This window comes from Streptomyces sp. RKAG290, assembly GCF_023701695.1.
Lineage (GTDB): Bacteria > Actinomycetota > Actinomycetes > Streptomycetales > Streptomycetaceae > Streptomyces.
Window position 1 is genome coordinate 4,800,672 of the sequence record NZ_JAJOZC010000001.1, and the last position, 20,857, is coordinate 4,821,528.

Annotated in this window: 16 protein-coding genes; 9 read left to right on the forward strand and 7 right to left on the reverse strand. The window is 70.0% G+C overall.

All coding sequences use genetic code 11. From position 1 onward, the window contains the following. Nucleotides 1-103: 103 nt before the first annotated feature. Nucleotides 104-1,564 (reverse strand): PucR family transcriptional regulator, encoded by a 1,461-nt coding sequence (locus tag LNW71_RS21160; protein WP_250969666.1) that lies wholly within the window; start codon nucleotides 1,562-1,564, stop codon nucleotides 104-106. Nucleotides 1,565-1,689: 125 nt separating this feature from the next. Between LNW71_RS21160 and LNW71_RS21165 the strand changes: the two genes are divergently transcribed. Next, nucleotides 1,690-3,165, forward strand: coding sequence for a sodium:solute symporter (locus LNW71_RS21165; RefSeq protein WP_250969667.1), 1,476 nt, complete (start codon nucleotides 1,690-1,692; stop codon nucleotides 3,163-3,165). 110 nt (nucleotides 3,166-3,275) lie between these two features. Here the strand turns inward: LNW71_RS21165 and LNW71_RS21170 are convergent, their stop codons facing one another. The 3 genes from LNW71_RS21170 to LNW71_RS21180 all read right to left on the reverse strand — a co-directional run bounded on the left by LNW71_RS21170 (nucleotide 3,276) and on the right by LNW71_RS21180 (nucleotide 5,129). Then, entirely contained in the window at nucleotides 3,276-3,941 is a 666-nt protein-coding gene (locus tag LNW71_RS21170; protein ID WP_250969668.1) for a TMEM175 family protein, read from the reverse strand. 179 nt (nucleotides 3,942-4,120) lie between these two features. Beyond that, nucleotides 4,121-4,342: a DUF397 domain-containing protein gene (locus tag LNW71_RS21175; RefSeq protein ID WP_250969669.1), complete on the reverse strand. Its 222-nt coding sequence runs from the start codon at nucleotides 4,340-4,342 to the stop codon at nucleotides 4,121-4,123. Then, complete coding sequence (locus LNW71_RS21180; protein ID WP_250969670.1) at nucleotides 4,335-5,129, reverse strand: helix-turn-helix transcriptional regulator; 795 nt, start codon at nucleotides 5,127-5,129, stop codon at nucleotides 4,335-4,337. Before LNW71_RS21180 ends, LNW71_RS21175 begins: the two co-directional genes overlap by 8 nt. Nucleotides 5,130-5,242: 113 nt before the next feature. On the opposite strand from LNW71_RS21180, the gene LNW71_RS21185 reads away from it, so the two are divergent. After that, nucleotides 5,243-5,599 (forward strand): hypothetical protein, encoded by a 357-nt coding sequence (locus tag LNW71_RS21185; RefSeq protein ID WP_250969671.1) that lies wholly within the window; start codon nucleotides 5,243-5,245, stop codon nucleotides 5,597-5,599. Nucleotides 5,600-5,793: 194 nt separating this feature from the next. Here LNW71_RS21185 and LNW71_RS21190 read toward each other — a convergent pair whose 3' ends face one another. Continuing rightward, entirely contained in the window at nucleotides 5,794-6,705 is a 912-nt protein-coding gene (locus LNW71_RS21190) for a hypothetical protein (protein WP_250969672.1), read from the reverse strand. A 335-nt stretch (nucleotides 6,706-7,040) separates the two neighbouring features. On the opposite strand from LNW71_RS21190, the gene LNW71_RS21195 reads away from it, so the two are divergent. The 5 genes from LNW71_RS21195 to LNW71_RS21215 all read left to right on the forward strand — a co-directional run bounded on the left by LNW71_RS21195 (nucleotide 7,041) and on the right by LNW71_RS21215 (nucleotide 16,209). Further along, the gene (locus LNW71_RS21195) at nucleotides 7,041-7,598 is read left to right on the forward strand and encodes an SUKH-4 family immunity protein (protein WP_250969673.1); all 558 of its coding nucleotides are present in this window, start codon (nucleotides 7,041-7,043) and stop codon (nucleotides 7,596-7,598) included. A gap of 751 nt (nucleotides 7,599-8,349) precedes the next feature. Then, nucleotides 8,350-9,318, forward strand: coding sequence for an agmatinase (speB, locus tag LNW71_RS21200; RefSeq protein WP_250969674.1), 969 nt, complete (start codon nucleotides 8,350-8,352; stop codon nucleotides 9,316-9,318). Continuing rightward, nucleotides 9,315-11,000, forward strand: coding sequence for a thiamine pyrophosphate-binding protein (locus LNW71_RS21205; RefSeq protein ID WP_250969675.1), 1,686 nt, complete (start codon nucleotides 9,315-9,317; stop codon nucleotides 10,998-11,000). The genes speB and LNW71_RS21205 overlap by 4 nt, the downstream gene beginning before the upstream one ends. 296 nt (nucleotides 11,001-11,296) lie before the next feature. Beyond that, on the forward strand, nucleotides 11,297-12,256 hold the full coding sequence (locus LNW71_RS21210) for a serine hydrolase (RefSeq protein WP_250969676.1): 960 nt from the start codon (nucleotides 11,297-11,299) through the stop codon (nucleotides 12,254-12,256). A gap of 209 nt (nucleotides 12,257-12,465) precedes the next feature. Beyond that, the gene (locus LNW71_RS21215) at nucleotides 12,466-16,209 is read left to right on the forward strand and encodes an ABC transporter ATP-binding protein (protein ID WP_250969677.1); all 3,744 of its coding nucleotides are present in this window, start codon (nucleotides 12,466-12,468) and stop codon (nucleotides 16,207-16,209) included. Nucleotides 16,210-16,224: 15 nt separating this feature from the next. Here the strand turns inward: LNW71_RS21215 and LNW71_RS21220 are convergent, their stop codons facing one another. Continuing rightward, the gene (locus LNW71_RS21220) at nucleotides 16,225-16,725 is read right to left on the reverse strand and encodes a hypothetical protein (protein ID WP_250969678.1); all 501 of its coding nucleotides are present in this window, start codon (nucleotides 16,723-16,725) and stop codon (nucleotides 16,225-16,227) included. Nucleotides 16,726-16,897: 172 nt separating this feature from the next. Here LNW71_RS21220 and LNW71_RS21225 point away from each other — a divergent pair, with 172 nt between their 5' ends. Then, nucleotides 16,898-17,338 carry a hypothetical protein gene (locus LNW71_RS21225; protein WP_285802869.1) on the forward strand — a complete coding sequence of 147 codons (441 nt, stop codon included), beginning with the start codon at nucleotides 16,898-16,900 and terminating at the stop codon, nucleotides 17,336-17,338. A 98-nt stretch (nucleotides 17,339-17,436) separates the two neighbouring features. Next, the gene (locus LNW71_RS21230) at nucleotides 17,437-18,912 is read left to right on the forward strand and encodes a S28 family serine protease (protein ID WP_250969680.1); all 1,476 of its coding nucleotides are present in this window, start codon (nucleotides 17,437-17,439) and stop codon (nucleotides 18,910-18,912) included. 62 nt (nucleotides 18,913-18,974) lie between these two features. Here the strand turns inward: LNW71_RS21230 and LNW71_RS21235 are convergent, their stop codons facing one another. Further along, nucleotides 18,975-20,825 (reverse strand): glycoside hydrolase family 3 protein, encoded by a 1,851-nt coding sequence (locus LNW71_RS21235; RefSeq protein ID WP_250969681.1) that lies wholly within the window; start codon nucleotides 20,823-20,825, stop codon nucleotides 18,975-18,977. Nucleotides 20,826-20,857 lie beyond the last annotated feature (32 nt).

Sequence of the window (20,857 nt, forward strand, 5' to 3'; positions counted from 1 at the left end):
ACTCCCTGCCGGGCCGACAGGTGCGGGGTCATCCCTACGGGGTCATCCCCGCGGGGCGGACGGGTGCGGGGCCGCCACTCCGTGCCGGGTGACAGGTGCGATGTCACTCCTGCCGGAGCGCCACCCACAGTTCCGTCCGTACGTCCATGTCGTCCAGGTCCGCGTCCAGCAGGCTCGCGCAGCGAGCGATGCGCTGGCGGACGGTGTTGCGGTGGACCTGGAGGGCGGTGGCCGTACGGTCCCAGCTGCCGTGCAGGCTCAGCCAGCAGCGCAGGGTCTCGGCGAGGGGCTCGGTGAGCGGGGCCAGCAGGGTGCGGGCGTGCGCCTCGGCGGCCTCGCGCGGGATCAGGGCGGCCAGTCCGCGGCCGGTGTCGGCGCTGTGGTGGGCCAGCGGGGTGCGGGTCGCCTCCGCGCGGCCGAGAGCGCGCGACGCCTGGGCGTCGGCCACGTCCAGCGCGGTGATCGGGGCGGCGGCGGAGGCCCCGAGCGTCCAGCCGGGCTGCGGGGTGATCCGGTCGCCGCCGGGCACCAGGACCCGTACCGCGTCGCCGCCCCGGCCCGCGTCCACCAGCGCCGAGCCCAGGCCCGCGCCGAGCGCCCCGGCCGTGAGCGGGTCCACCGGGTCGCCGCCGCTGCGGCGCGCGTGCACCACCGTCCACTGCTCCGCGCCGCCCAGCAGCGGGGCGACGCCCACGGGGTCCGCGCCCAGCAGCAGCCGGACCAGTGCCGCCGAGCGGCCCGCGGCGTCGGCGCCCTGGTGCGGGGCGGCCAGCAAGGAGAGCAGGACGACCGCGATACCGGCCACGGTGTGGTCGCCCGGCTCACGCCGGTTCGTCGCCAGGGTCAGGACGAGCCCCTGCCCGCCGCCGAGCGCGTACGCGGAGAGATGGGTGGCGCCCAGGGTGTCGGTGGCCGAGGCGGGCGCGGGGCGTACGACAGGCGCGACGACACGGGCGAGCCGGGCGAGCGCGGCACGCACGTCGGGCGCCGGAGCCCGGCCCGTGGCGTGCAGCTCCTCGCCGTCGGCCGTGATCAGGACGGCCCGGCCCTCCAGCTGGACCGCCAGCTGATGCAGCACCGCCGGCACCGGATCGGTCCGCGCCGCCGCCGTTGCCAGGGCCTGCTGGGCGCGCGTCACCCGGCGCAGCTCACGGAGCCGGGCCTCGGCCATCAGCCGCCACACGGCACGGGCGATCGCCGTGAACGGGGTCTCGGGCGGCACCTCCAGCAGCGGCAGCCCGTGCCGGTCGCACGCCGCGACCAGCTCCGCGGGCACCGTGTCGTGCACCGGCCGCACCCCGAACCCGAGCGCCGCCGCCCCCGCCTCCACCAGCCGGGCCACATAGGTGTCCGGGTCCGTGAGCAGCACCCCGGCGCTCAGCAGCAGCTCACCGCCCAGCAGGTACGGGTACGGGTCGGCCATCTCCGAGGTGTGCACCCACAGCAGCTCCGCGTCGGCCGGACCCGCGATCCTGCGCAGCCCGAGCTCCTCCCGGGCCAGCAGCTCGGCCAGCGGGATGGGCGGGGTCGGCGGGGCTGTCGGCCCGGCGGCCAGGTCCGGCATGGATGGTTCATCCGTTCGGCTCGTTGAGATTGGATGAAACGTACACTTCAGCGTCGCTTCTCGGCCACCTACCGTCTTCACCACACCCGAACCCCGACCTTGTGAAGTGAGACGGAGGGAAGCCCATGGCAGTCGACTACGCCGTGATCGTCGTCTATCTGGCCGGCATGCTCGCCATGGGCTGGTGGGGCATGCGCCGCGCCAAGTCCAAGAGCGAATTCCTGGTGGCGGGCCGCCGGCTCGGCCCCTGGATGTACTCCGGCACCATGGCCGCCATCGTCCTCGGCGGCGCCTCGACCATCGGCGGCGTCGGCCTCGGCTACCAGTACGGACTCTCCGGCGCCTGGATGGTCTTCACCATCGGCCTCGGCCTGCTGGCCCTGTCCGTCTTCTTCTCCGCCCGCATCGCGCGGCTGAAGGTCTACACCGTCTCCGAGATGCTCGACCTGCGCTACGGCGGCCGGGCCGGACTCATCTCGGGCATCGTCATGTGGGCGTACACGCTGATGCTCGCGGTCACCTCGACCATCGCGTACGCCACCATCTTCGACGTCCTCTTCGACATGAACCGGACCGTCGCGATCATCCTCGGCGGCACCATCGTCGTCGCGTACTCGACGCTCGGCGGCATGTGGTCGATCACGCTGACGGACATGGTCCAGTTCGTCGTGAAGACCATCGGCGTGCTGCTGCTCCTGCTCCCCATCGCGGTGATCAAGGCGGGCGGCTTCAGCGAGATGAAGGCCAATCTGCCCACCGAGTACTTCGACCCGCTGGGCATCGGCGGCGAGACGATCTTCACGTACGTCCTGATCTACACCTTCGGCATGCTGATCGGCCAGGACATCTGGCAGCGGGTGTTCACCGCCCGCAGCGACCGTGTGGCCCGCCTGGGCGGGACCGTCGCCGGCACGTACTGCCTGGTGTACGCGGTCGCGGGAGCGGTCATCGGCACCGCGGCCAAGGTCATGTACCCGAAGCTGCCCACCGCGGACGCCGCCTTCGCGACGATCGTCAAGGACGAACTCCCGGTCGGCGTACGCGGCCTGGTGCTGGCCGCCGCACTCGCCGCGGTGATGTCCACGTCCTCCGGCGCGCTGATCGCCTGCGCGACGGTGGCCAACAACGACATCTGGTCGCGGCTCAAGGGCGCGGTCACACGTGGCGGGGACGACGCGGAACACGACGAGGTGAAGGGCAACCGCGCCTTCATCCTGATCATGGGCATCGCGGTGATCCTCATCGCCATCGCGCTCAACAACGTCGTCGAGGCCCTGACCGTCGCGTACAACCTCCTCGTCGGCGGCCTGCTGGTACCGATCCTCGGCGGCCTCCTTTGGCGCCGCGGCACGGCGGCGGGTGCGCTGGCCGCGGTGGCGGTGGGCGGCATCGCGGTGATCGGCCTGATGGCGGGCTACGGAATCCTCGCGAACGAGCCGGTCTACTACGGCCTGCTGGCCTCGCTGGCGGTCTACGTCATCGTCTCGCTGGCCACGAAGCCCACGGACGCGGCGGTGCTGGCCGCCTGGCGCGAGCGCCTGGCCGGACGCGGCGCCGAGTCGGAGCCGGTGGAGCCGGCGGGGGAGCGGGTCGCGGGCTGACCGCCCGGCGCCGGGGGTTGTCAGTGCGGTGGTGCAGCATCCCTATCTGTAGCTGCATCTGCATCGGAGGGTGAGGCACCACCGTGGGCCTGCCGCCTGCCGCCTGCCGCCTACTGTCCGCTCCCCGGTACGTCCCCGTCGTGCGGGGGAGCGTGGCGGGTGCGCAGGCGGGCGACGAGTGTTCCGCCGCGGCGGGCGGCCAGCGGCGCGAAGAACCACAGGATGTAGGCGTACGGCGATACCCAGGCGAGACCGAGGCTCAGGACGAACCAAAGGGCCACCGCCCACGACCCGTTGGCGTGCCCACGGACTTCCGCTTCGTCGCCGACGAGGAGACCGGCGTGGGCCGAGACCTCCTTGAGGGCGACCTCGCAGAAGAATATGGCGGCCATCGTGCCGGCGAAGAGGGTCTGCGCCATCGGATTGGTGATCGACGAACCGATGACGGCCGTGGGGAACGGCAGGAACGCGACCAGCAGCAGGAACGGCGCATGCCAGAAGGCGAAGGCCTCCGACAGCACGCGGATCCGGTCCATCAACTGGTGGTGGCGGCGCCACACCGACCAGAGCAGGACGAACGCCAACGCGAACGCCAGATAGGAGTTCCGCTGGTCCACCAGGAAACGGCCCAGCGCACCGGCTGTCCCGAGGTCCTCCTTGTCCGGGCGCTCCAGTTCCACGGCCAGCAGCGTCATGGCGATCGCGAAGATCGCGTCCGTGAAGAAGGCCAGTCTCTCGGGTGAGAGGCCGGGCTTCGGCCGCACATCCTCACTCATCCGAACTCCCGGAGATCAAGATCGTGAACCCGATCCTAGGGAGCGCCGGGCCATGAGCGCCTGAGCTCGCCGGAGCCCGCCCCAGCACAAGCCGAATGTCGGCAGCGGGGAGCCCCGTGGAGCCCCGGGGTCGCGAGTGCCGAAGGGCGCAGCGCCGGTGCTCGGGGGCGGTGCGCCGGTCAGCCGGCCAGCGTCCCGGCCTTGACCGCCTCGACGAACGAGGACCAGCCCGCGGCAGGGATGAGCAGGGCGGGGCCGCCGGGGGTCTTGGAATCGCGGACGGGGACGGCGTGGGGGTGGTGGTCCTGGATTTCGAGACAGCTGTCCTTCTCGGGCCCGCTGTACGAAGACTTTCGCCATCCCGTGGGGCGGACGGAGTTTGATGTGGTGCGCTCAGTCACGGTGTTCGTACTCCTTCGCGGCTGCCCTGAGAAGAGCAACCGACTCCGGTAGGGGCAGCGCATCGCTCAAGGCGAGAGCGTAAGCGCCCTGGATGCGCTCGACCAAGTGCGGCGAGTCATGCACCTTCGCCATGTGGACGCCTTCCGAATACGCCACCGGTGGCTGGTCCTCGAACCACATCAGCGACACCATGCCCTGCAACAGCGGATAGATGCCCGATCCCAGAGGCAGGACGTGTACGCGGATTCGACCGTTCTCGGCTAGCCGCACCAGGTGCATGATCTGCTCCGCCATGATGGCGGAGCTGCCTGCCACTCGCCGCAGAATCGACTCGTCCAGGAGCGCCCAGACCACTGGGAAGACCGGTCTGTCCAGGATTCCGGCGCGCTCCAGACGTGCGACGACGGCCTTGTCACGTTCCTCCTCGCTCAACGGAGGAAAGGCGACGCCCAGCACGGCATCCGCGTACTTCCGGGTCTGGAGGATCCCCGGCACGAAGGCGATGGCGAATTCACGAATGACCGTGGCCTGTTGTTCGAGCTGCCTGGCGGCCTCGAAGCGATCGGCAATGGACGAGTCGTCCCGGGGCAGAAAGCTGCTCAGCACATTTCCCGTGTTCAGAGCCATGTCCAGCCGTCGCGCGTCCTCCCTGGACGGCACGCGTCGCCCGCCCTCGATGTGCGAGATGTGCGACCGCGTCATGATCGCCGCATCCGCCAACTGCTGCTGCGTCAGCCCTGCCGTCTCGCGCTGGGCCTTCAACCACTCGCCGTAGGTATTACTCAAAGCCGACTCCCGTGCGACGAAGGCAGTGTCACTTCGTACCCCCTGGCGAGCCTAGCCGTGCCCCTCTCACTGTGTGAGTGGATCGCTACACAGCGACAACGAAAGGGTGCGCGATGACGGAAGACCCAGGTGGCCGAGGCGGCAGTCGCCCGGAGACGCTGCGGCTGTTGCCGTGGTCGAGCCCGGAGGGGAAGGCCTGCTACGTCTCCGGAGACGGAACGGGATACGTATCGCGACTGGCCGACGAGATGGAGGCCGTGCAGCTGTCGATGTGTGTCGAGTTGCTCGGCCACGCGGACGACATGATCACCGACCGGGACACCACCGGCGACCAACTCCGCTTTCTGGCAGCCCGCATGGCCGAGTCGCTACGAGATGTCCATCGGATCGCTCTCAGCCGGGGGTTGCGCCTCCTGGGACAGGACGGGGCGGCCTCGGACTGCGAGGAGCGGGAATCCATCGACCGCTGAACTCGTTTTGCACTCGCCGGCACTCCTCCTGAGGAACGCCGAGGCCCGCTTCCGCGTTCTCCGTGGGTAGCCGGTCGTCCAAAACCGGTTGAACTGCGCCGGGAAGGCAAACGCGGGGAATCAGCTATCTCTCGCCAGTTTCCGCAGCGATGCCAGGTCGAGGGTGCTGGGCCTGGTAGGCCCCAGGAACTTTTTCAGGTCGGACAGCGCTTCGGAGGGGTCAGGCCACGGTCATGCGCCGAGCGCAGGCGATCCAGCCAAAGGAGTCCGGACTGGTAGGTCTCATCGTCGCCGACATCCCGGGGCTCGAAGCTTGCCGCCTCCTCTGCGTCGGAGGCCCAGAGATACCCCAGCAGCCCGTGCTCACCGAGCACGGGCACGTACTGGACGTCGCCCTCCGCGGAGCGTTTGAAGCCGATGCCGTCAAAGCCGGGTGCGTGCGTGAACTCGCTGTACCGATAGGAGACTTCGAAGCTGGACCACACATCGGACGCTGTGCCGTCTTCCTGGAGGTAGCTGTCGACACCGGTCTCGGTCGGCTTGCCGAAGTGAGTGGCTTCATCCGGGTCGGTTTCCGAGCGGAGCGCCTCGGAGAGATCCAGGAGGGCGGCGGACAACCGGGGGGCATTGGCTGCATGCACACTGGGCTGTGCGCGGCCTTTGAGGTCGTACGGCATCCAGGCATCGGAGAACGTCACAAGGTCAGTGCCCAAGTAGTCGAGAATTACTGAGGTTCCGACCTGGAACACTCCATTTTCGCGGATTCCATAAGCGCCGTTAATGACGACAGTGGAATTCTTCGCATCTGCGTGCACGGCCCCGATCTCTCCTGGGAGCAATGCTGCTTCGACCTGGCCGGCCAGTTGTTGCGCAACTCCCGGAGAGCTCGATTCAGTTTCCAGTACGAGATTCCCTTTGAACAGATAGCTGTTCGGCTTCCCGGCCTCGTGCACAGATACGGAGACGTCGGGAACACCAACTGCAAGTTGATATCTCTCCAAGATGGCCCAGGCCGTCAATAGTTCGTGGAGGCACGCGGCGATCTTGTCTCCGTGCTGATCGTCGCGTCCCCACGTCCAGCGTGCTACAGGAGTGCTAGCAATCACAGCGTTCCCTCCGGCATGAACGGAGCCAGCTGCGATGGAGGATACGAGTCCGCGATCGTCGCCGGAGCGCAGACGATCCAGCCAGGTGAGTGTGGATGTGTACGTCTCATTGTCGCCGACGTCCCGGGGCTCGAATCTTGCATCCCTCCTCTGTGTCAGAGGCCAAGGGCGGGGCGGGCCCGTAGCCCTGCTCTATTCTGATGGGAACGCGGGCGTCGAGTGCCAAGCAGGCTTTCGCGAGCAGGGAAAGGCCACTCGACTGTAACAGTTCTTTGGGATAGAAGACCTCAATCAGACTTTTTTCTCCCAGGAATTGGTGAGAGTAGGATTCTCGCATGAGCTGCCCGGTCACGCGTGAAAGCCTCTTCAGCACCTATGGCGCAAACGGTGTAAGATTCTTTCCTGAATATTCTCTAAATCATCTGAATTCTACAACATCCACTTTCCTCAGTTCCGTCGGGTTGCCCAATGACCACGTCTTCGACTCCGGAATCACACTGCAGGCATTGGAGCGCTCCCCGTATGAGCTGGGCCCTCTCTTTGAGCTTGACAATCGGCACTGTCCGGTGGAATCGCAGGACTGGCAGGTTTTGGGTCATCTCCCCGCAGCGCTCGTCACGATCGATCCTATTTCAGGGAAAGTTTACGTATTCCAGGAAAGTTCCGACGAGTATCAACTCATGCATCGTGACATCGCGTCGCTGGTGTACTGCCTGACTGAATTCCGGAAGCTTGACGACGCATATAAGGCGGCCTATCCTGAGTCGCCGAATGTCGAGAATCTCGTCGAATCCTTTCGCCAGGAAGTGGATTCAATCGACCCGACTCCCCTCAGTGACCCGGAGAGTGAGTGGAACCGCATGCTTGGCGAAGTGCTCGAAGAGATGTGGTGACCGCATCTTCATGCGCCTGAACGCTTACTGCTCATCATCGTAGTCGATATCCTACGATGGTGATCCTTCTCTATCGACTTCAGAAGGCCGAAACCTTTCTGGATCGACAAACGCGAACTGAGAGAATAGGCGTTGAGCAATACGTCGTGATCGCGTGGGGTGCGCCTCGGACACATTTCCGGGCTGGTGGATGGTGTGGCAACAAGTCGCCGACGGGTATGGCGTGACATGAACAGCAACTTCATCGCGCATCGCCAGTTCCCGCTGCCGCGGCGTTGAATCGGTCGGCGGGATAGCGAACGCGACGATGTACGCGTGTGATGCCATCCGCCGCGCAGTAGGCGGCGAACGGGGCCACGGGAAGACGAAGGTGGCCAGCTCCAGGGTGTGCCGGAGGAATGCCACCCTATGCACCCGCACAGAGCACGGCCGCGATCGCGATCCCGGCGAACACCTTCCCGAGCCGCTCGTCCGCCGTCCCTCGCGCACGTTGGGCGCCGAACAGGAGCGCCCCGCATCCTGCGCCGGCCTACTCCCACCGACTGCGCCCCGCCCGCTCGGCGGCCCCGCCGGAACACCGGTGTGGATGATTCATCCTTCCCGCGTCGCAAGAATGGACGAAACGTACACTTCAGGCTTGCCGCCCCTCCGCCTAGCGTCGTCAGCGGACCCGTATGAGTACTTCCGTGCCGTTGCGGGCGATCCGGCACACTCGGAGCAGCGCGTAATCGAAGGAAAGGCCACCCACCACATGAGCAGCAACGCAACGCCGCGCGGACCCGTCGACTCCTCCCGCGTTCCGCGGTACGCCGGGCCGGCGACGTTCGCCCGGCTGCCCCGGCTCGACGAGGTCGGCACCGCTGATGTCGCCGTGGTCGGCGTGCCCTTCGACAGCGGGGTCTCCTACCGGCCCGGCGCCCGGTTCGGCGGGAACGCGATCCGGGAGGCCTCGCGGCTGCTCAGGCCGTACAACCCGGCACAGGACGCCTCGCCGTTCGCCCTGGCGCAGGTCGCCGACGCCGGAGACATAGCGGCCAACCCCTTCAACATCAACGAGGCCGTCGAGACGATCGAGGCCGCGGCCGACGATCTGCTCGGCACCGGCGCCCGCCTGATGACGCTCGGCGGCGACCACACCATCGCCCTGCCGCTGCTGCGCTCCGTCGCCAAGAAGCACGGCCCTGTCGCCCTGCTCCACTTCGACGCGCACCTCGACACCTGGGACACCTACTTCGGCGCCGAGTACACCCACGGCACGCCGTTCCGGCGGGCCGTCGAGGAGGGCATCCTCGACACCTCCGCGCTCTCCCACGTCGGCACCCGCGGCCCGCTGTACGGCAAGCAGGACCTCACCGACGACGCCAAGATGGGCTTCGGGATCGTGACCTCCGCCGACGTCATGCGACGCGGCGTGGACGAGGTCGCCGACCAGCTGAGGCAGCGCATCGGCGACCGGCCGCTCTACATCTCCATCGACATCGACGTCCTCGACCCGGCGCACGCCCCCGGCACCGGCACCCCGGAGGCCGGCGGTCTCACCTCCCGTGAGCTGCTCGAGATCCTCCGCGGGCTGTCCTCCTGCAACCTGGTCTCCGCCGACCTGGTCGAGGTCGCCCCGGCGTACGACCACGCGGAGATCACCTCCGTCGCCGCCTCGCACACCGCGTACGAGCTGACGACGATCATGACCCGCCAGATTGCGGAGGCAGCGCAGAAGTGAGCCACGACCACCACGACGAGCGGCCCGAGCTCACCCCCGAGCAGATCGCCGCCGCACTGAACCCCCCGCCCGGGCGCAACGGCGGCGACCTCGTCGTCGAGACGCTTCAGGGACTCGGCGCGACCACCGTCTTCGGGCTTCCCGGACAGCACGCGCTGGGCATGTTCGACGCGCTCCGCCGCTCGTCCCTCAGCTATGTCGGCCTGCGCGTCGAGAACAACGCGGGCTTCGCCGCCGACGCCTACGGGCGCATCACCGGCGAGGTCGCCCCGCTGCTGCTGTCCACCGGCCCCGGCGCGCTCACCTCGCTCGCCGCGCTCCAGGAGGCGGCCGCCGCTTCCGCCCCCGTGCTGGCCATCTCCAGCCAGATCCCGACCGCGGGTCTGGGCGGCGGGCGCCACGGCTACCTGCACGAGCTGCGCGACCAGAAGGCGTCGTTCCGCGACGTCGTGAAGTCGGTCCACACGGTACGTACCGCCTCACAGGTCCCGTCCGCGATCGCCGCCGCCTGGGAGTCCGCGCTGACCGCCCCGCACGGCCCGGTCTGGATCGAGATCCCGCAGGACGTCCTGCTGGCCGAGACGACGCTGCCGGTCGTCACCGCGATGGACGCCACCCCGCGCGAACTGCACGCCCGCCCCGAACTCATCGCCGTGGCGGCCCACCTGCTGTCGAACGCCGAGCGACCGGCGATCATCGCGGGCGGCGGGGTCGTACGCTCCGACGCGTCCGGCAAGCTCCGCGCACTCGCCGAGCGGGTCGACGCCCCGGTCGTCACCACCTTCGGGGGCAAGGGCGCCTTCCCGTGGGAGCACCCGCTCTCGCTCCAGTCCTGGCTGGAGGACCGTCACACGACGGACTTCCTGGAGGACGCCGACGTGCTGCTGGTCGTCGGCTCCGGGCTCGGCGAACTCTCCTCGAACTACCACACCTTCGCCCCGCGCGGCCGGGTCGTGCAGATCGAGGCCGATGCCGGGAAGCTGGAGTCCAACCACCCGGCGCTCGGCATCCACGCCGACGCCCGCGACGCCCTGGCCGACCTCCTCGACGCGGTCACCCCCCGTGAGGACCCGACCGCCGCCGAGCGCGTCGCCACCGTGCTCGGCCGGGTGCGGGAGCGGATCGCCGCCCAGGAACTCACGCTGGAGCAGCACCTCGTCGCCGAGATCCGCGCGGCCCTGCCCGACACGTCCCCCAGCTTCTGGGACATGACGATCCTGGCCTACTGGGCCTGGTCAGCTTTCGACGCCCGCCACCCCAACACCATGCACTCGGCCCAGGGCGCGGGCGGCCTCGGCTACGGATTCCCGGCGGCCATCGGTGCGGCGGCGGCCGACCGTACGAAGCCGGTCCTGGCGGTCTCCGGCGACGGCGGCGCGATGTACTCCCTCGCGGAACTCGCCACCGCCCGCCAGTACGACCTCCCGGTCACCTGGCTGATCGTCGACGACGGCGGCTACGGCATCCTGCGCGAGTACATGACCGGCGCCTTCGGCGAGGCCACCGGGACGGAGCTGTCCCGCCCCGACTTCGTCGCCCTCGCGGAGTCCTTCGGCGTCCCCGCGGTCCGTACGAGCCCCGAGACGCTCGCCGACGACCTGGCCAAGGCCTTCGCGCAGCCCGGTCCCTCGGTCGTCGTACTCCCGGCGCTCCTCAGGATGTTCGAGCCGACGCACCTGTAGGACCGCGCACCTCCGGTAGCACCGCGCACATCCGGCCCGACGCACCTATGGGGCGTCGGACATCAGGGCCGGGCCCGCCTTCAGGACACCGTCCGGGCCGCCCCCGGGGCCGTCACCGCCCCGGGGCGAGCCGCGTGTTCCCGCGCGTCCCACGCCCCTCCCGGCTGACGGCGGTCCGGACGCCGGACGGATCGGACCGCCTGGCGCATACAACTTTCCGGCCGGCCACGAGTCATCTCTGACGGGTGTGCCGGGGGGCGCGCCCGCACGACCACTCAGGGGACGGCAACGCAACAATGACTACATCCCACATATCCCGGCGCGCCCGCGGCGCGCTCTGCGCCGCACTGGCCACCGGCGTACTCCTGCCCGTGGCGCTCGGCGCGGCGCCCGCCGCGGCCGCGACGCCGACGACGAGCTGCATCTCCGGCAAGGCCGGACTCGCCGCCAAGCTGTCGAAGGACATCACCGCCGCGCTCAAGGGCCGCAAGTCGACCACCGCGGTGACGCTCCACGACCGGACCACCGACACAACGTGCACCCTGCGCTCCACGTCGAAGTACGACTCCGCCAGCGTCGTGAAGGCGACCGTGCTCGCCACGCTGCTCTGGGACAACACCAAGCACGACCGCTACCTCACGCAGCGCGAGATCGACCTCAGCACCGCGATGATCACCAAGTCCGACAACAACGCGACCACCAGCCTGTGGAAGCAGCTCGGCGCCACCAAGGTCCAGGCCTTCCTCAAGGCGGCCGGGATGACGCACACCGTGCCCGGGTCGGACGGCTACTGGGGACTGACGCAGATCACCGCCCAGGACGAGCAGCGGCTGCTGACCCTGCTCACCTCGAAGAACTCCGTACTCAGCGACAGCGCACGCTCCTACGAGCTCGGGCTGATGCGCAAGGTCGTCTCCTCGCAGCGCTGGGGAACGCCGGCCGGCGCACCGGCCGACGCCACCGTCCAGGTCAAGAACGGCTGGCTGCAGCGCGCCACCCACGGCTGGCGGGTGCACAGCATCGGGGCGTTCACCGGCAACGGCCACGACTACGTGCTCACCGTACTCACCCAGGACAACAAGACGATGAACGACGGCGTCAACACCATCCAGGCGGTGGCCCGGGCCGTGCACAAGGACCTGAACCCGCGGGTCCTCAGGGCGAGGACCTTCACCGTGCCCACCGCCCCGCAGGAGGCGGTCCCGCCGGTGCCCGAGGCGCCGGCCGGCCGGATGCTCACCGCGAAGCCGCGGTAGTCCCGAAAGGGCGCGGGCCGGATCATCCCCCGGCCCGCGTCCGGCCCGCTCCCCGATCCGCCCTGCTCCGGAGGAAGGACCTACGCCCTCCGTCCTGATCCGGGCGGAAGGACCTACGCCCAAGGTCCCGTATTTGTTGCAGCGGGATGAAATCCGCAGCCTGCCGCGTTGGTGCCTTGCGGCAGAGCAGGTCGAACGGGAGGCATCGGGTGTCGGACGCAGGGGAGACAGGGAGCGCGCAGCAGCGGCCCAGCGGCTGGGCGCGGCGGCTGAGCGGTTACGCGTGGCGCTACCGGCGCAACGTGCTGCTGGCGCTCGGTTCGTCACTCGCCGGAATGGCGGTGATGGCCCTCGTCCCGCTGGTCACCAAGGTGATCATCGACGACGTGGTCGGCAACCACACCCGTTCCCTGGCCGTGTGGACCGGGCTGCTGGTGGCGGCCGCGGCCCTCGTGTACGTCTCGACGTTCATCCGCCGCTACTACGGCGGCCGGCTCGCCCTCGACGTGCAGCACGACCTGCGGACCGAGATCTACGGGACGATCACCCGCCTCGACGGGAAGCGGCAGGACGAGCTGTCCACCGGACAGGTCGTCGGGCGCGCCACCAGCGACCTGCAGCTGATCCAGGGGCTCCTGTTCATGCTCCCGATGACCATCGGGAACATCCTGCTCTTCCTGCTCTCCCTGGTGATCATGGCGTGGCTCTCGCCGCTGCTGACCCTCGTCGCCGTCGCCGTGGCCCCCGCCCTCTGGTTCATCGCCCGCCGCTCCCGCACCCGGCTCTTCCCGGCGACCTGGTACGCCCAGTCGCAGGCAGCCGCCGTCGCCGGAGTCGTCGACGGGGCCGTCTCCGGGGTCCGGGTGGTCAAGGGGTTCGGGCAGGAGGACCAGGAGACAGGCAAGCTGCGCGAGGTCGGCCGCAGGCTCTTCGCCGGGCGGCTGCGCACCATCCGGCTGAACTCCCGTTACACCCCGGCCCTGCAGGCCGTGCCCGCGCTCGGCCAGGTCGCGATGCTGGCCCTGGGCGGCTGGCTCGCCACCCGCGGCGAGATCACGCTCGGCACGTTCGTGGCGTTCTCCACCTATCTCGCCCAGCTGGTCGGCCCGGTCCGGATGCTCGCCATGGTCCTCACCGTGGGACAGCAGGCCCGCGCCGGTGTGGAGCGCGTACTGGAACTGATCGACACCGAACCTTCCATGCAGGACGGCACCAAGCAGCTCCCCGCCGACGCCCCGGCCAGCGTCGAGTTCGACGACGTCCGGTTCGGTTACGACGAGGACCGCCCCGTCCTCGACGGGTTCTCGCTGACCATCGAGCCCGGCGAGACCGTGGCCGTCGTCGGCGCGTCCGGCAGCGGCAAGTCCACCGTCTCACTGCTGCTGCCGCGGTTCTACGACGTGACGCACGGCGCCGTCCTGGTCGGCGGACACGACGTCCGCGAGCTGACCCTCGGCTCGCTGCGCGCGGCCATCGGCCTCGTGCCGGAGGACAGCTTCCTGTTCTCCGACTCCATCCGCGCCAACATCGCCTACGGGGTCCCGGACGCCACCGACGAACAGATCGAGCAGGCCGCCCGCGCCTCCCAGGCGCACCGGTTCATCGCCGAGCTGCCGCACGGTTACGACACCGAGGTCGGCGAGCACGGACTCTCCCTCTCCGGCGGCCAGCGCCAGCGCGTCGCGCTCGCCCGCGCCATCCTCACCGACCCCCGGCTCCTCCTCCTGGACGACGCCACCTCCGCCGTCGACGCCCGCGTCGAGCACGAGATCCACGACGCGCTGCGGCAGGTGATGGCGGGCCGGACGACGCTGCTCATCGCCCACCGCCGCTCCACCCTCAACCTCGCCGACCGGATCGCCGTCCTGGAGGACGGCCGGCTCGCCGACATCGGTACGCACGAGGAGCTGGAGCGCCGCTCGGCGCTCTACCGGCGCCTGCTCACCGACCCGGACGAGCTCGGCGGCACCTCGCCCGGCCACCAGCCGGTCGGCGCCGCGACCGACCCCGCGGACGACCGTGCGCTCCAGGAGGAGCTGGACGCCGAATTCGACGCCGAGCGCGGCATCACCCCCGAGCTGTGGGTCCGCAAGGAGGAGGCCCGCGAGACCGACGCGGCCGGCATGCCCGCCACCGCCGAGCTCCTCGCCCAGGTCGACGCCCTGCCCCCGGCTACCGACACCCCGGACATCGACGAGGCCCGCGCCGTCCACGCCGAGGAGTCCTACGGGCTGCGCCGGCTGCTGCGCGGCTTCGGACTGCCGCTGCTGGTGAGCCTCGCGCTGGTGGCCGTGGACGCCGGAGCGGGACTGCTCCTTCCGGTGCTGATCAGGAACGGCATCGACGAGGGCGTCACCCAGCTGGCACTCGGCGCGGTCTGGACGGCCTCCGCCCTCGGCCTCGTCGTCGTGCTCGTGCAGTGGGCGGCCCAGGTCGGTGAGACCCGGATGACGGGCCGTACCGGTGAGCGGGTGCTCTACTCCCTGCGGCTGAAGATCTTCGCGCAGCTCCAGCGCCTCGGCCTGGACTACTACGAGCGCGAGCTGACCGGCCGGATCATGACCCGGATGACGACGGACGTGGACGCGCTGTCCACGTTCCTGCAGACCGGGCTGGTCACGGCCTTCGTCTCCGTCGTCACCTTCTTCGGCATCATGGTCGCGCTGCTGGTCCTGGACGTCGAGCTGGCGCTGGTCGTCTTCGCGACGCTGCCCGTGCTGGTCATCGGCACGTTCTTCTTCCGCCGCAAGAGCGTCAAGGCGTACGAGCTGGCCCGTGAGCGCATCAGCGCCGTCAACGCCGACCTACAGGAGTCCGTCTCCGGGCTCCGGATCGTGCAGGCCTTCGGGCGCGAGCAGGACGGCGCCGACCGCTTCGCCGCCCGCAGCGACTACTACCGCGAGGCCCGCGTCCGCGGCCAGTGGCTGATCTCGGTGTACTTCCCGTTCGTGCAGCTGCTCTCCGCGGTGGCCGCCGCGGCCGTGCTGATCGTCGGCGCGGGCCGGGTCGACAACGGCACGCTCACCACGGGTGCGCTCGTCGCCTACCTGCTCTACATCGACCTGTTCTTCGCACCGGTGCAGCAGCTCTCCCAGGTCTTCGACGGCTACCAGCAGGCCACGGTCTCGCTCGGCCGGATCCAGGAGCTCCTCCAGGAACCGGCCTCCACCGCCGACCAGGACGAACCGCTGGACGTGCTGTCCCTGCGCGGCGAGATCGCGTTCGAGGACGTGTCCTTCGCATACGGCGGCGAGGAGGCCGCCCTCACCGGCATCGACCTGCACATCCCGGCAGGTCAGACGGTCGCCTTCGTCGGCGAGACCGGCGCGGGCAAGTCGACCCTCGTCAAGCTGGTCGCCCGGTTCTACGACCCGACGGGCGGCCGGGTCACCGCGGACGGCACCGATCTGCGCAGCCTCGGCCTCACCGCGTACCGGCACCGGCTCGGAGTCGTACCGCAGGAGGCGTACCTCTTCGCCGGGACGGTGCGCGACGCCATCGCGTACGGGCGGCCGGCGGCCACCGACGCCGAGGTGGAGGCGGCGTCCCGCGCGGTCGGCGCGCACGACATGATCGCCACCCTCGAAGGCGGGTACCTGCACGAGGTCGCCGAGCGGGGCCGCAATCTCTCCGCCGGCCAGCGCCAGCTGATCGCGCTCGCCCGCGCCGAACTCGTCGACCCGGACATCCTGCTCCTGGACGAGGCCACCGCGTCCCTCGACCTGGCCAGCGAGGCCCTGGTCAACCAGGCGACGGACCGCCTGGCCGGCCGCCGCACCACGCTGGTCGTCGCCCACCGGCTGACCACCGCCGCCCGCGCCGACCGGGTCGTGGTGATGGACCACGGCCGGGTCGTCGAGGACGGCACGCACGACGAACTCCTCGCCCTGGACGGGCAGTACGCCGTGCTGTGGCGCACCTTCATCGGGGAGGACGAGCCCGCGGGGGTGTGAGAGAGGCGGGACCGGCTATTCGCGGATGCCGGAGATCTTCCCGGTCGCCAGGTCCGACTGCACGGTCAGGTACGTGTACGTGGGGTGGGCGACCGAGCCCCAGGTGAGCCGGACCGTCGACCACGTGTGGCCGGCGCCGCTGTCGCCAGCGGTGACGCGGAAGTCCGCCGGGATGTTCTGGGCGCGCAGCACTCCGTCGGCGTGGTTGCTCTTCTCCCAGCCGGTCAGCTCCCGGCGCAGGGCGGGCGTCAGGTAGAAGCCGCGCAGCGAGGTGGCGAGGGGTCCGCCGCCCTCGGCGGCGACGGCGTCGAGGTACGAGCCGTAGAAGTGGGCGACCTGCCGGGCCTCGGCGGCGGAGACGTCGTCGCGGACCGGCGCCGCGGCGGGCGCGGTCTGCGGTGCGGAAGCGGCGGCGGCCGGGACGGCGGCGACGGCGGTCAGGAGAGCGGCCGCGAGCAGCGTGCGACCGATGGGGCGACGGCCGCGGGTGCGCCGGGCGGTGCGGAGCTGGGTCATGGTGTGCCTGCCTTTCGTATGGCTCTGTCCTGTGGGAGCCATCGTGTGGCGGTTCGGTTGCCCGGGATGCGGAGCGCGCCGGGTGCAACCTCCGGATGGCCTCCCGCGTCGTAGGCAGATACACGCATGTGCGTTCATGTGTCGGGTAGGGGCACGAGTGTTCGATGAGGCGATGGGGCTGCTGGTGAACAGAGCGACGATCAGAGGGACCGAGGGGCCCGGCGGCTGCGAGGGGCGCGGGTCCTCCGTCCGGCTGCTGGTCCTTGCGCTGACGGTCGCACTCGGACTGCTCCTCGGCGGGGTCGGGGCGCACACCGCCACCGCCGCGTCGGTCTGCGCCGGCCGTCCGGCCAAGACGCTGAAGTTCGCCACGGGCGAGCTGCGCATCTACAAGACCCGCTCCTACGCCTGCGCCCTCGCGGTCGCGGCCAGGCCCGGCGCCCGGCGCCGGATGTCCGTACAGATCCAGCCGCGCGGCGGCCGCCCCGTCGTCGACCGAGGCAACTTCACCCGGCAGGCCGGACCCGTGACCGTGCACGCCCTGAACCGGTGCGTCCGGGTCTCCGGCATGATCGCGGGAAGGACCGGCACCACGGGCTGGATCCTGTGCTGACCGGGTGACACCCCCGGAGCGGCAGGCAACGGGGTCTGGCGGCAGTGGTGTTGCCCCGCTAGGTTCACGACGTCTGTTGTGAATCAAGGGGAGGGTGCATGCGCAAGGCGCTCAGAGGTTTCCTGTCGCTCGCGGTGCTGATCGGCACAGTGAGCGCGACGGGTGCCTCCGCCGGGGCGGCCACCGCCGCAGAACCGGCCGCGATCGGCTCCGCCGTCAGTGACAGCGGGACGAGCACGGACATCAAGGACCGGATCCTGGCCATCCCGGGAATGAGTCTCATCGAGGAGAAGCCCTACCCGGGCTACCGCTACTTCGTCCTCAACTACACCCAGCCGGTCGACCACCGGCACCCGTCCAAGGGCACGTTCCAGCAGCGGATCACGCTGCTGCACAAGGACACCTCCCGCCCGACGGTGTTCTTCACCAGCGGCTACAACGTCTCCACCAACCCCGGCCGCTCGGAGCCGACCCGGATCGTCGACGGCAACCAGGTCTCTCTGGAGTACCGGTTCTTCACCCCGTCCCGCCCGTCGCCCGCCGACTGGTCCAAGCTCGACATCTGGCAGGCCGCCAGTGACCAGCACCGGGTCTTCACCGCGCTGAAGAAGATCTACTCCAAGAACTGGCTGACCACCGGCGGTTCCAAGGGCGGCATGACCGCCACGTACTTCGAGCGCTACTACCCGAAGGACATGGACGGCGTCGTCGCGTACGTCGCGCCCAACGACGTGGTCAACAAGGAGGACTCGGCGTACGACCGGTTCCTGGCCGGCGTCGGCACCAAGGAGTGCCGCGACAAGCTGAACGGCGTGCAGCGCGAGGCGCTGATCCGGCGCAAGCCGCTGGAGCGGAAGTACGAGGAGTACGCCGCCGACAACGGCTACACCTTCTCCACCGTCGGCTCCCTCGACAAGGCGTACGAGGCCGTCGTCCTGGACTACATCTGGGCGTTCTGGCAGTACAGCCTGCTGGCCGACTGCGACTCCGTGCCGGCCGACGCCAAGACCGCCACCGACCAGGCGATCTGGGATTCGGTCGACTCGATCTCCGGCTTCTCCGCCTACGCCGACCAGGGCCTGGAGACGTACACGCCGTACTACTACCAGGCGGGCACCCAGCTCGGTTCGCCCGACATCAAGCAGCCCTGGCTCGGCAAGCTGAGCCGGTACGGCTACCAGCCGCCCCGCAGCTTCGTGCCGCGCTCCATCCCGATGAAGGCCCAGCCCTCGGTGATGCGTGACGTCGACAGCTGGGTGAAGCACCACGCCAGCCACATGCTGTACGTGTACGGGCAGAACGACCCGTGGGGCGCCGAGCGCTTCCGGCTCGGTGCGGGCGCCCGTGACAGCTACGTCTTCACCGTGGCCGGCGGCAACCACGGCTCGAACGTCGCAGGACTGGACCCGGCGGAGAACGCCACGGCCACCGCGGCCATCCTGCGCTGGGCCGGCGTCGCCCCGGCCGCGGTCCAGGCCGACCCGGCGAAGGCGAAGCCGCTCGCGAAGTTCGACGCCCGGCTCGACAGCCGGGACCTGACGACCGAGCACCGGCTCGGCAACCGGCACCCGTAGCGCAACCCGCGGCGGCGACCCGAGGCCTTTCGGGCCGCCGCCGCGGAACGCCTCAGCTCCGTCTAATAGGTGAGGCCGTAGCCCACCGGGTACAGCACCCGCGCCGGGTCGTCGGCACGCTGGACCGGCACCGGCAGCGTCCCCTCCGGTTCGGCACGGCCCGCGATCACCCGGGCCGCCGCCCGCAGTTCGACATCGGTCCAGGAGTACGTGGCGAGGCTCGCCGCGTATCCCGTCCCGGCCAGCTGGGCGATGTCGTACGGATTGCGGATCGCGACCGTGACCACCGGCACGCCCGTCGCGGCCAGCGCGCTCACCAGGGCCCGCTGCGAACTGGTCGCCGTGACGTTGTACGTCCCCACGACCACCGCGTCCTTGCCCTGCGCGGCAGCTACCGCCGCGTCGATGTTCGCCTGGGTGGGCGCGGTGCCGGTGGACAGGGCGGTGGCCGCGTACCCCAGCCCCTTGAACTCGTCGGCCAGGGTGGTCGTCGGCGGTCCCGTCGTGCCGGACGGGGAGGCCGGATCGGCACCGACCACCAAGAGGTTGCGGTGGGAGCGGCGCGAGAGCGGCAGCAGCGAACCGTCGTTGGCCAGCAGCGTGGTCGTGTGCTCCGCGATCCGGTCGGCTGCGGCCAGGTGCGACCGGGTGCCCACGGTGCGGTCCACGCCCCGGTGGCTGACGAACGGGTCGTCGAACAGCCCCAGTTTCGTCTTCAGCCGCAGGATGCGCAGGATCGATTCCTCGATCCGGGCCTCGCTGACCTCGCCGCTCTTGACGGCCGCCAGGAGGGCGTTCCAGGAGACGTCGAGGCTGGGCGGGTTGAGCAGCTGGTCGACGCCCGCCTGCACGGCCAGCACCGGCACCCGCTTGTCGCCGTACTTCGTCCGGACCCCCTCCATGCCGAGCGAGTCGGTGACCACGACGCCGTCGTAGCCCAGCTCCTCGCGCAGGATGCCGGTGAGGATCGGCCGGGACAGGGTCGCCGGGTCCTCGGCCGGGTCGAGCGCGGGCACCACGATGTGCGCCGTCATGATCGAGTCGATGCCCGCGGCGATCGCCGCCCGGAACGGCGGCTCGTCCAGCTCGGCCCACTGCTCGCGGGTGTGCCCGATGACCGGCAGGCCGGTGTGGCTGTCGGTACTGGTGTCGCCGTGGCCGGGGAAGTGCTTGGCCGTGGAGGCGATCCCCGCGCTCTGGTACCCCTTCACCTGGGCGGCGACCATCCCGGCCACCGACTGCGGGTCGGAGCCGAAGGAGCGCACGCCGATCACCGGGTTGGCCGGGTTGACGTTCACGTCGGCGTCCGGGGCGTAGTTCTGGCAGATGCCGATCGCGGCCAGCTCGGCGCCCGCGATCTGCCCCGCCCTGCGTGCGTCGGAGCGCGAACCGCCCGCGCCGAGCGCCATCGCGCCGGGCAGCAGCGTGGCGGGCTCGCCGACCCGGCAGACGATGCCGTGCTCCTGGTCCGTCGAGACCAGCAGCGGCAGCGGAGTGGGACCTGCCAGACCGGCCCGCTGGATGCCGTTGGAGAGATCGGCGATCTGGTGCGGGTCGCGGGTGTTGTGCGCCCAGGTGAAGTAGATGATGCCGCCGACGTGGTACTTGGCGATCATCTCCGCCGCCGTGCGCACGCCGATCTCGGCGAGGTTGGCGTCGATGTCGGCCTGGTCGGGGTCGGTGGCGGAGTGCCCGTAGACCCGCATGACGAACAGCTGGCCGACCTTCTCCTCCAGGCTCATCCGGGAGATGAGCCGCTTCAGCCGCCGGGTGGTGGCGGCGGAGTTGTAGCTGCCGGCCGCGGTCTTCTGAGCGGCGACGGCGCCGGGGGCGACTGCCGCGCCCGTCGCCGCCACGACTGCGGTGGCGGCGGTAGCGGTGAGGAGGGTGCGTCTGGAGGTGCGGTGGTGCACGTGAGCTCCTTCGGCCGTACTCGGTGACGAGG

Excerpts from the sequence above, each read along its gene's own strand:
- LNW71_RS21160 (WP_250969666.1), bottom strand. The coding sequence starts at position 1,564 with ATGCCGGACCTGGCCGCCGGGCCGACAGCCCCGCCGACCCCGCCCATC.
- LNW71_RS21225 (WP_285802869.1), top strand. The coding sequence starts at position 16,898 with ATGGGGCTGCTGGTGAACAGAGCGACGATCAGAGGGACCGAGGGGCCC.
- LNW71_RS21185 (WP_250969671.1), top strand. The coding sequence starts at position 5,243 with ATGACGGAAGACCCAGGTGGCCGAGGCGGCAGTCGCCCGGAGACGCTG.
- LNW71_RS21230 (WP_250969680.1), top strand. The coding sequence starts at position 17,437 with ATGCGCAAGGCGCTCAGAGGTTTCCTGTCGCTCGCGGTGCTGATCGGC.
- speB (WP_250969674.1), top strand. The coding sequence starts at position 8,350 with ATGAGCAGCAACGCAACGCCGCGCGGACCCGTCGACTCCTCCCGCGTT.
- LNW71_RS21220 (WP_250969678.1), bottom strand. The coding sequence starts at position 16,725 with ATGACCCAGCTCCGCACCGCCCGGCGCACCCGCGGCCGTCGCCCCATC.
- LNW71_RS21165 (WP_250969667.1), top strand. The coding sequence starts at position 1,690 with ATGGCAGTCGACTACGCCGTGATCGTCGTCTATCTGGCCGGCATGCTC.
- LNW71_RS21170 (WP_250969668.1), bottom strand. The coding sequence starts at position 3,941 with ATGAGTGAGGATGTGCGGCCGAAGCCCGGCCTCTCACCCGAGAGACTG.
- LNW71_RS21195 (WP_250969673.1), top strand. The coding sequence starts at position 7,041 with ATGAGCTGCCCGGTCACGCGTGAAAGCCTCTTCAGCACCTATGGCGCA.
- LNW71_RS21210 (WP_250969676.1), top strand. The coding sequence starts at position 11,297 with ATGACTACATCCCACATATCCCGGCGCGCCCGCGGCGCGCTCTGCGCC.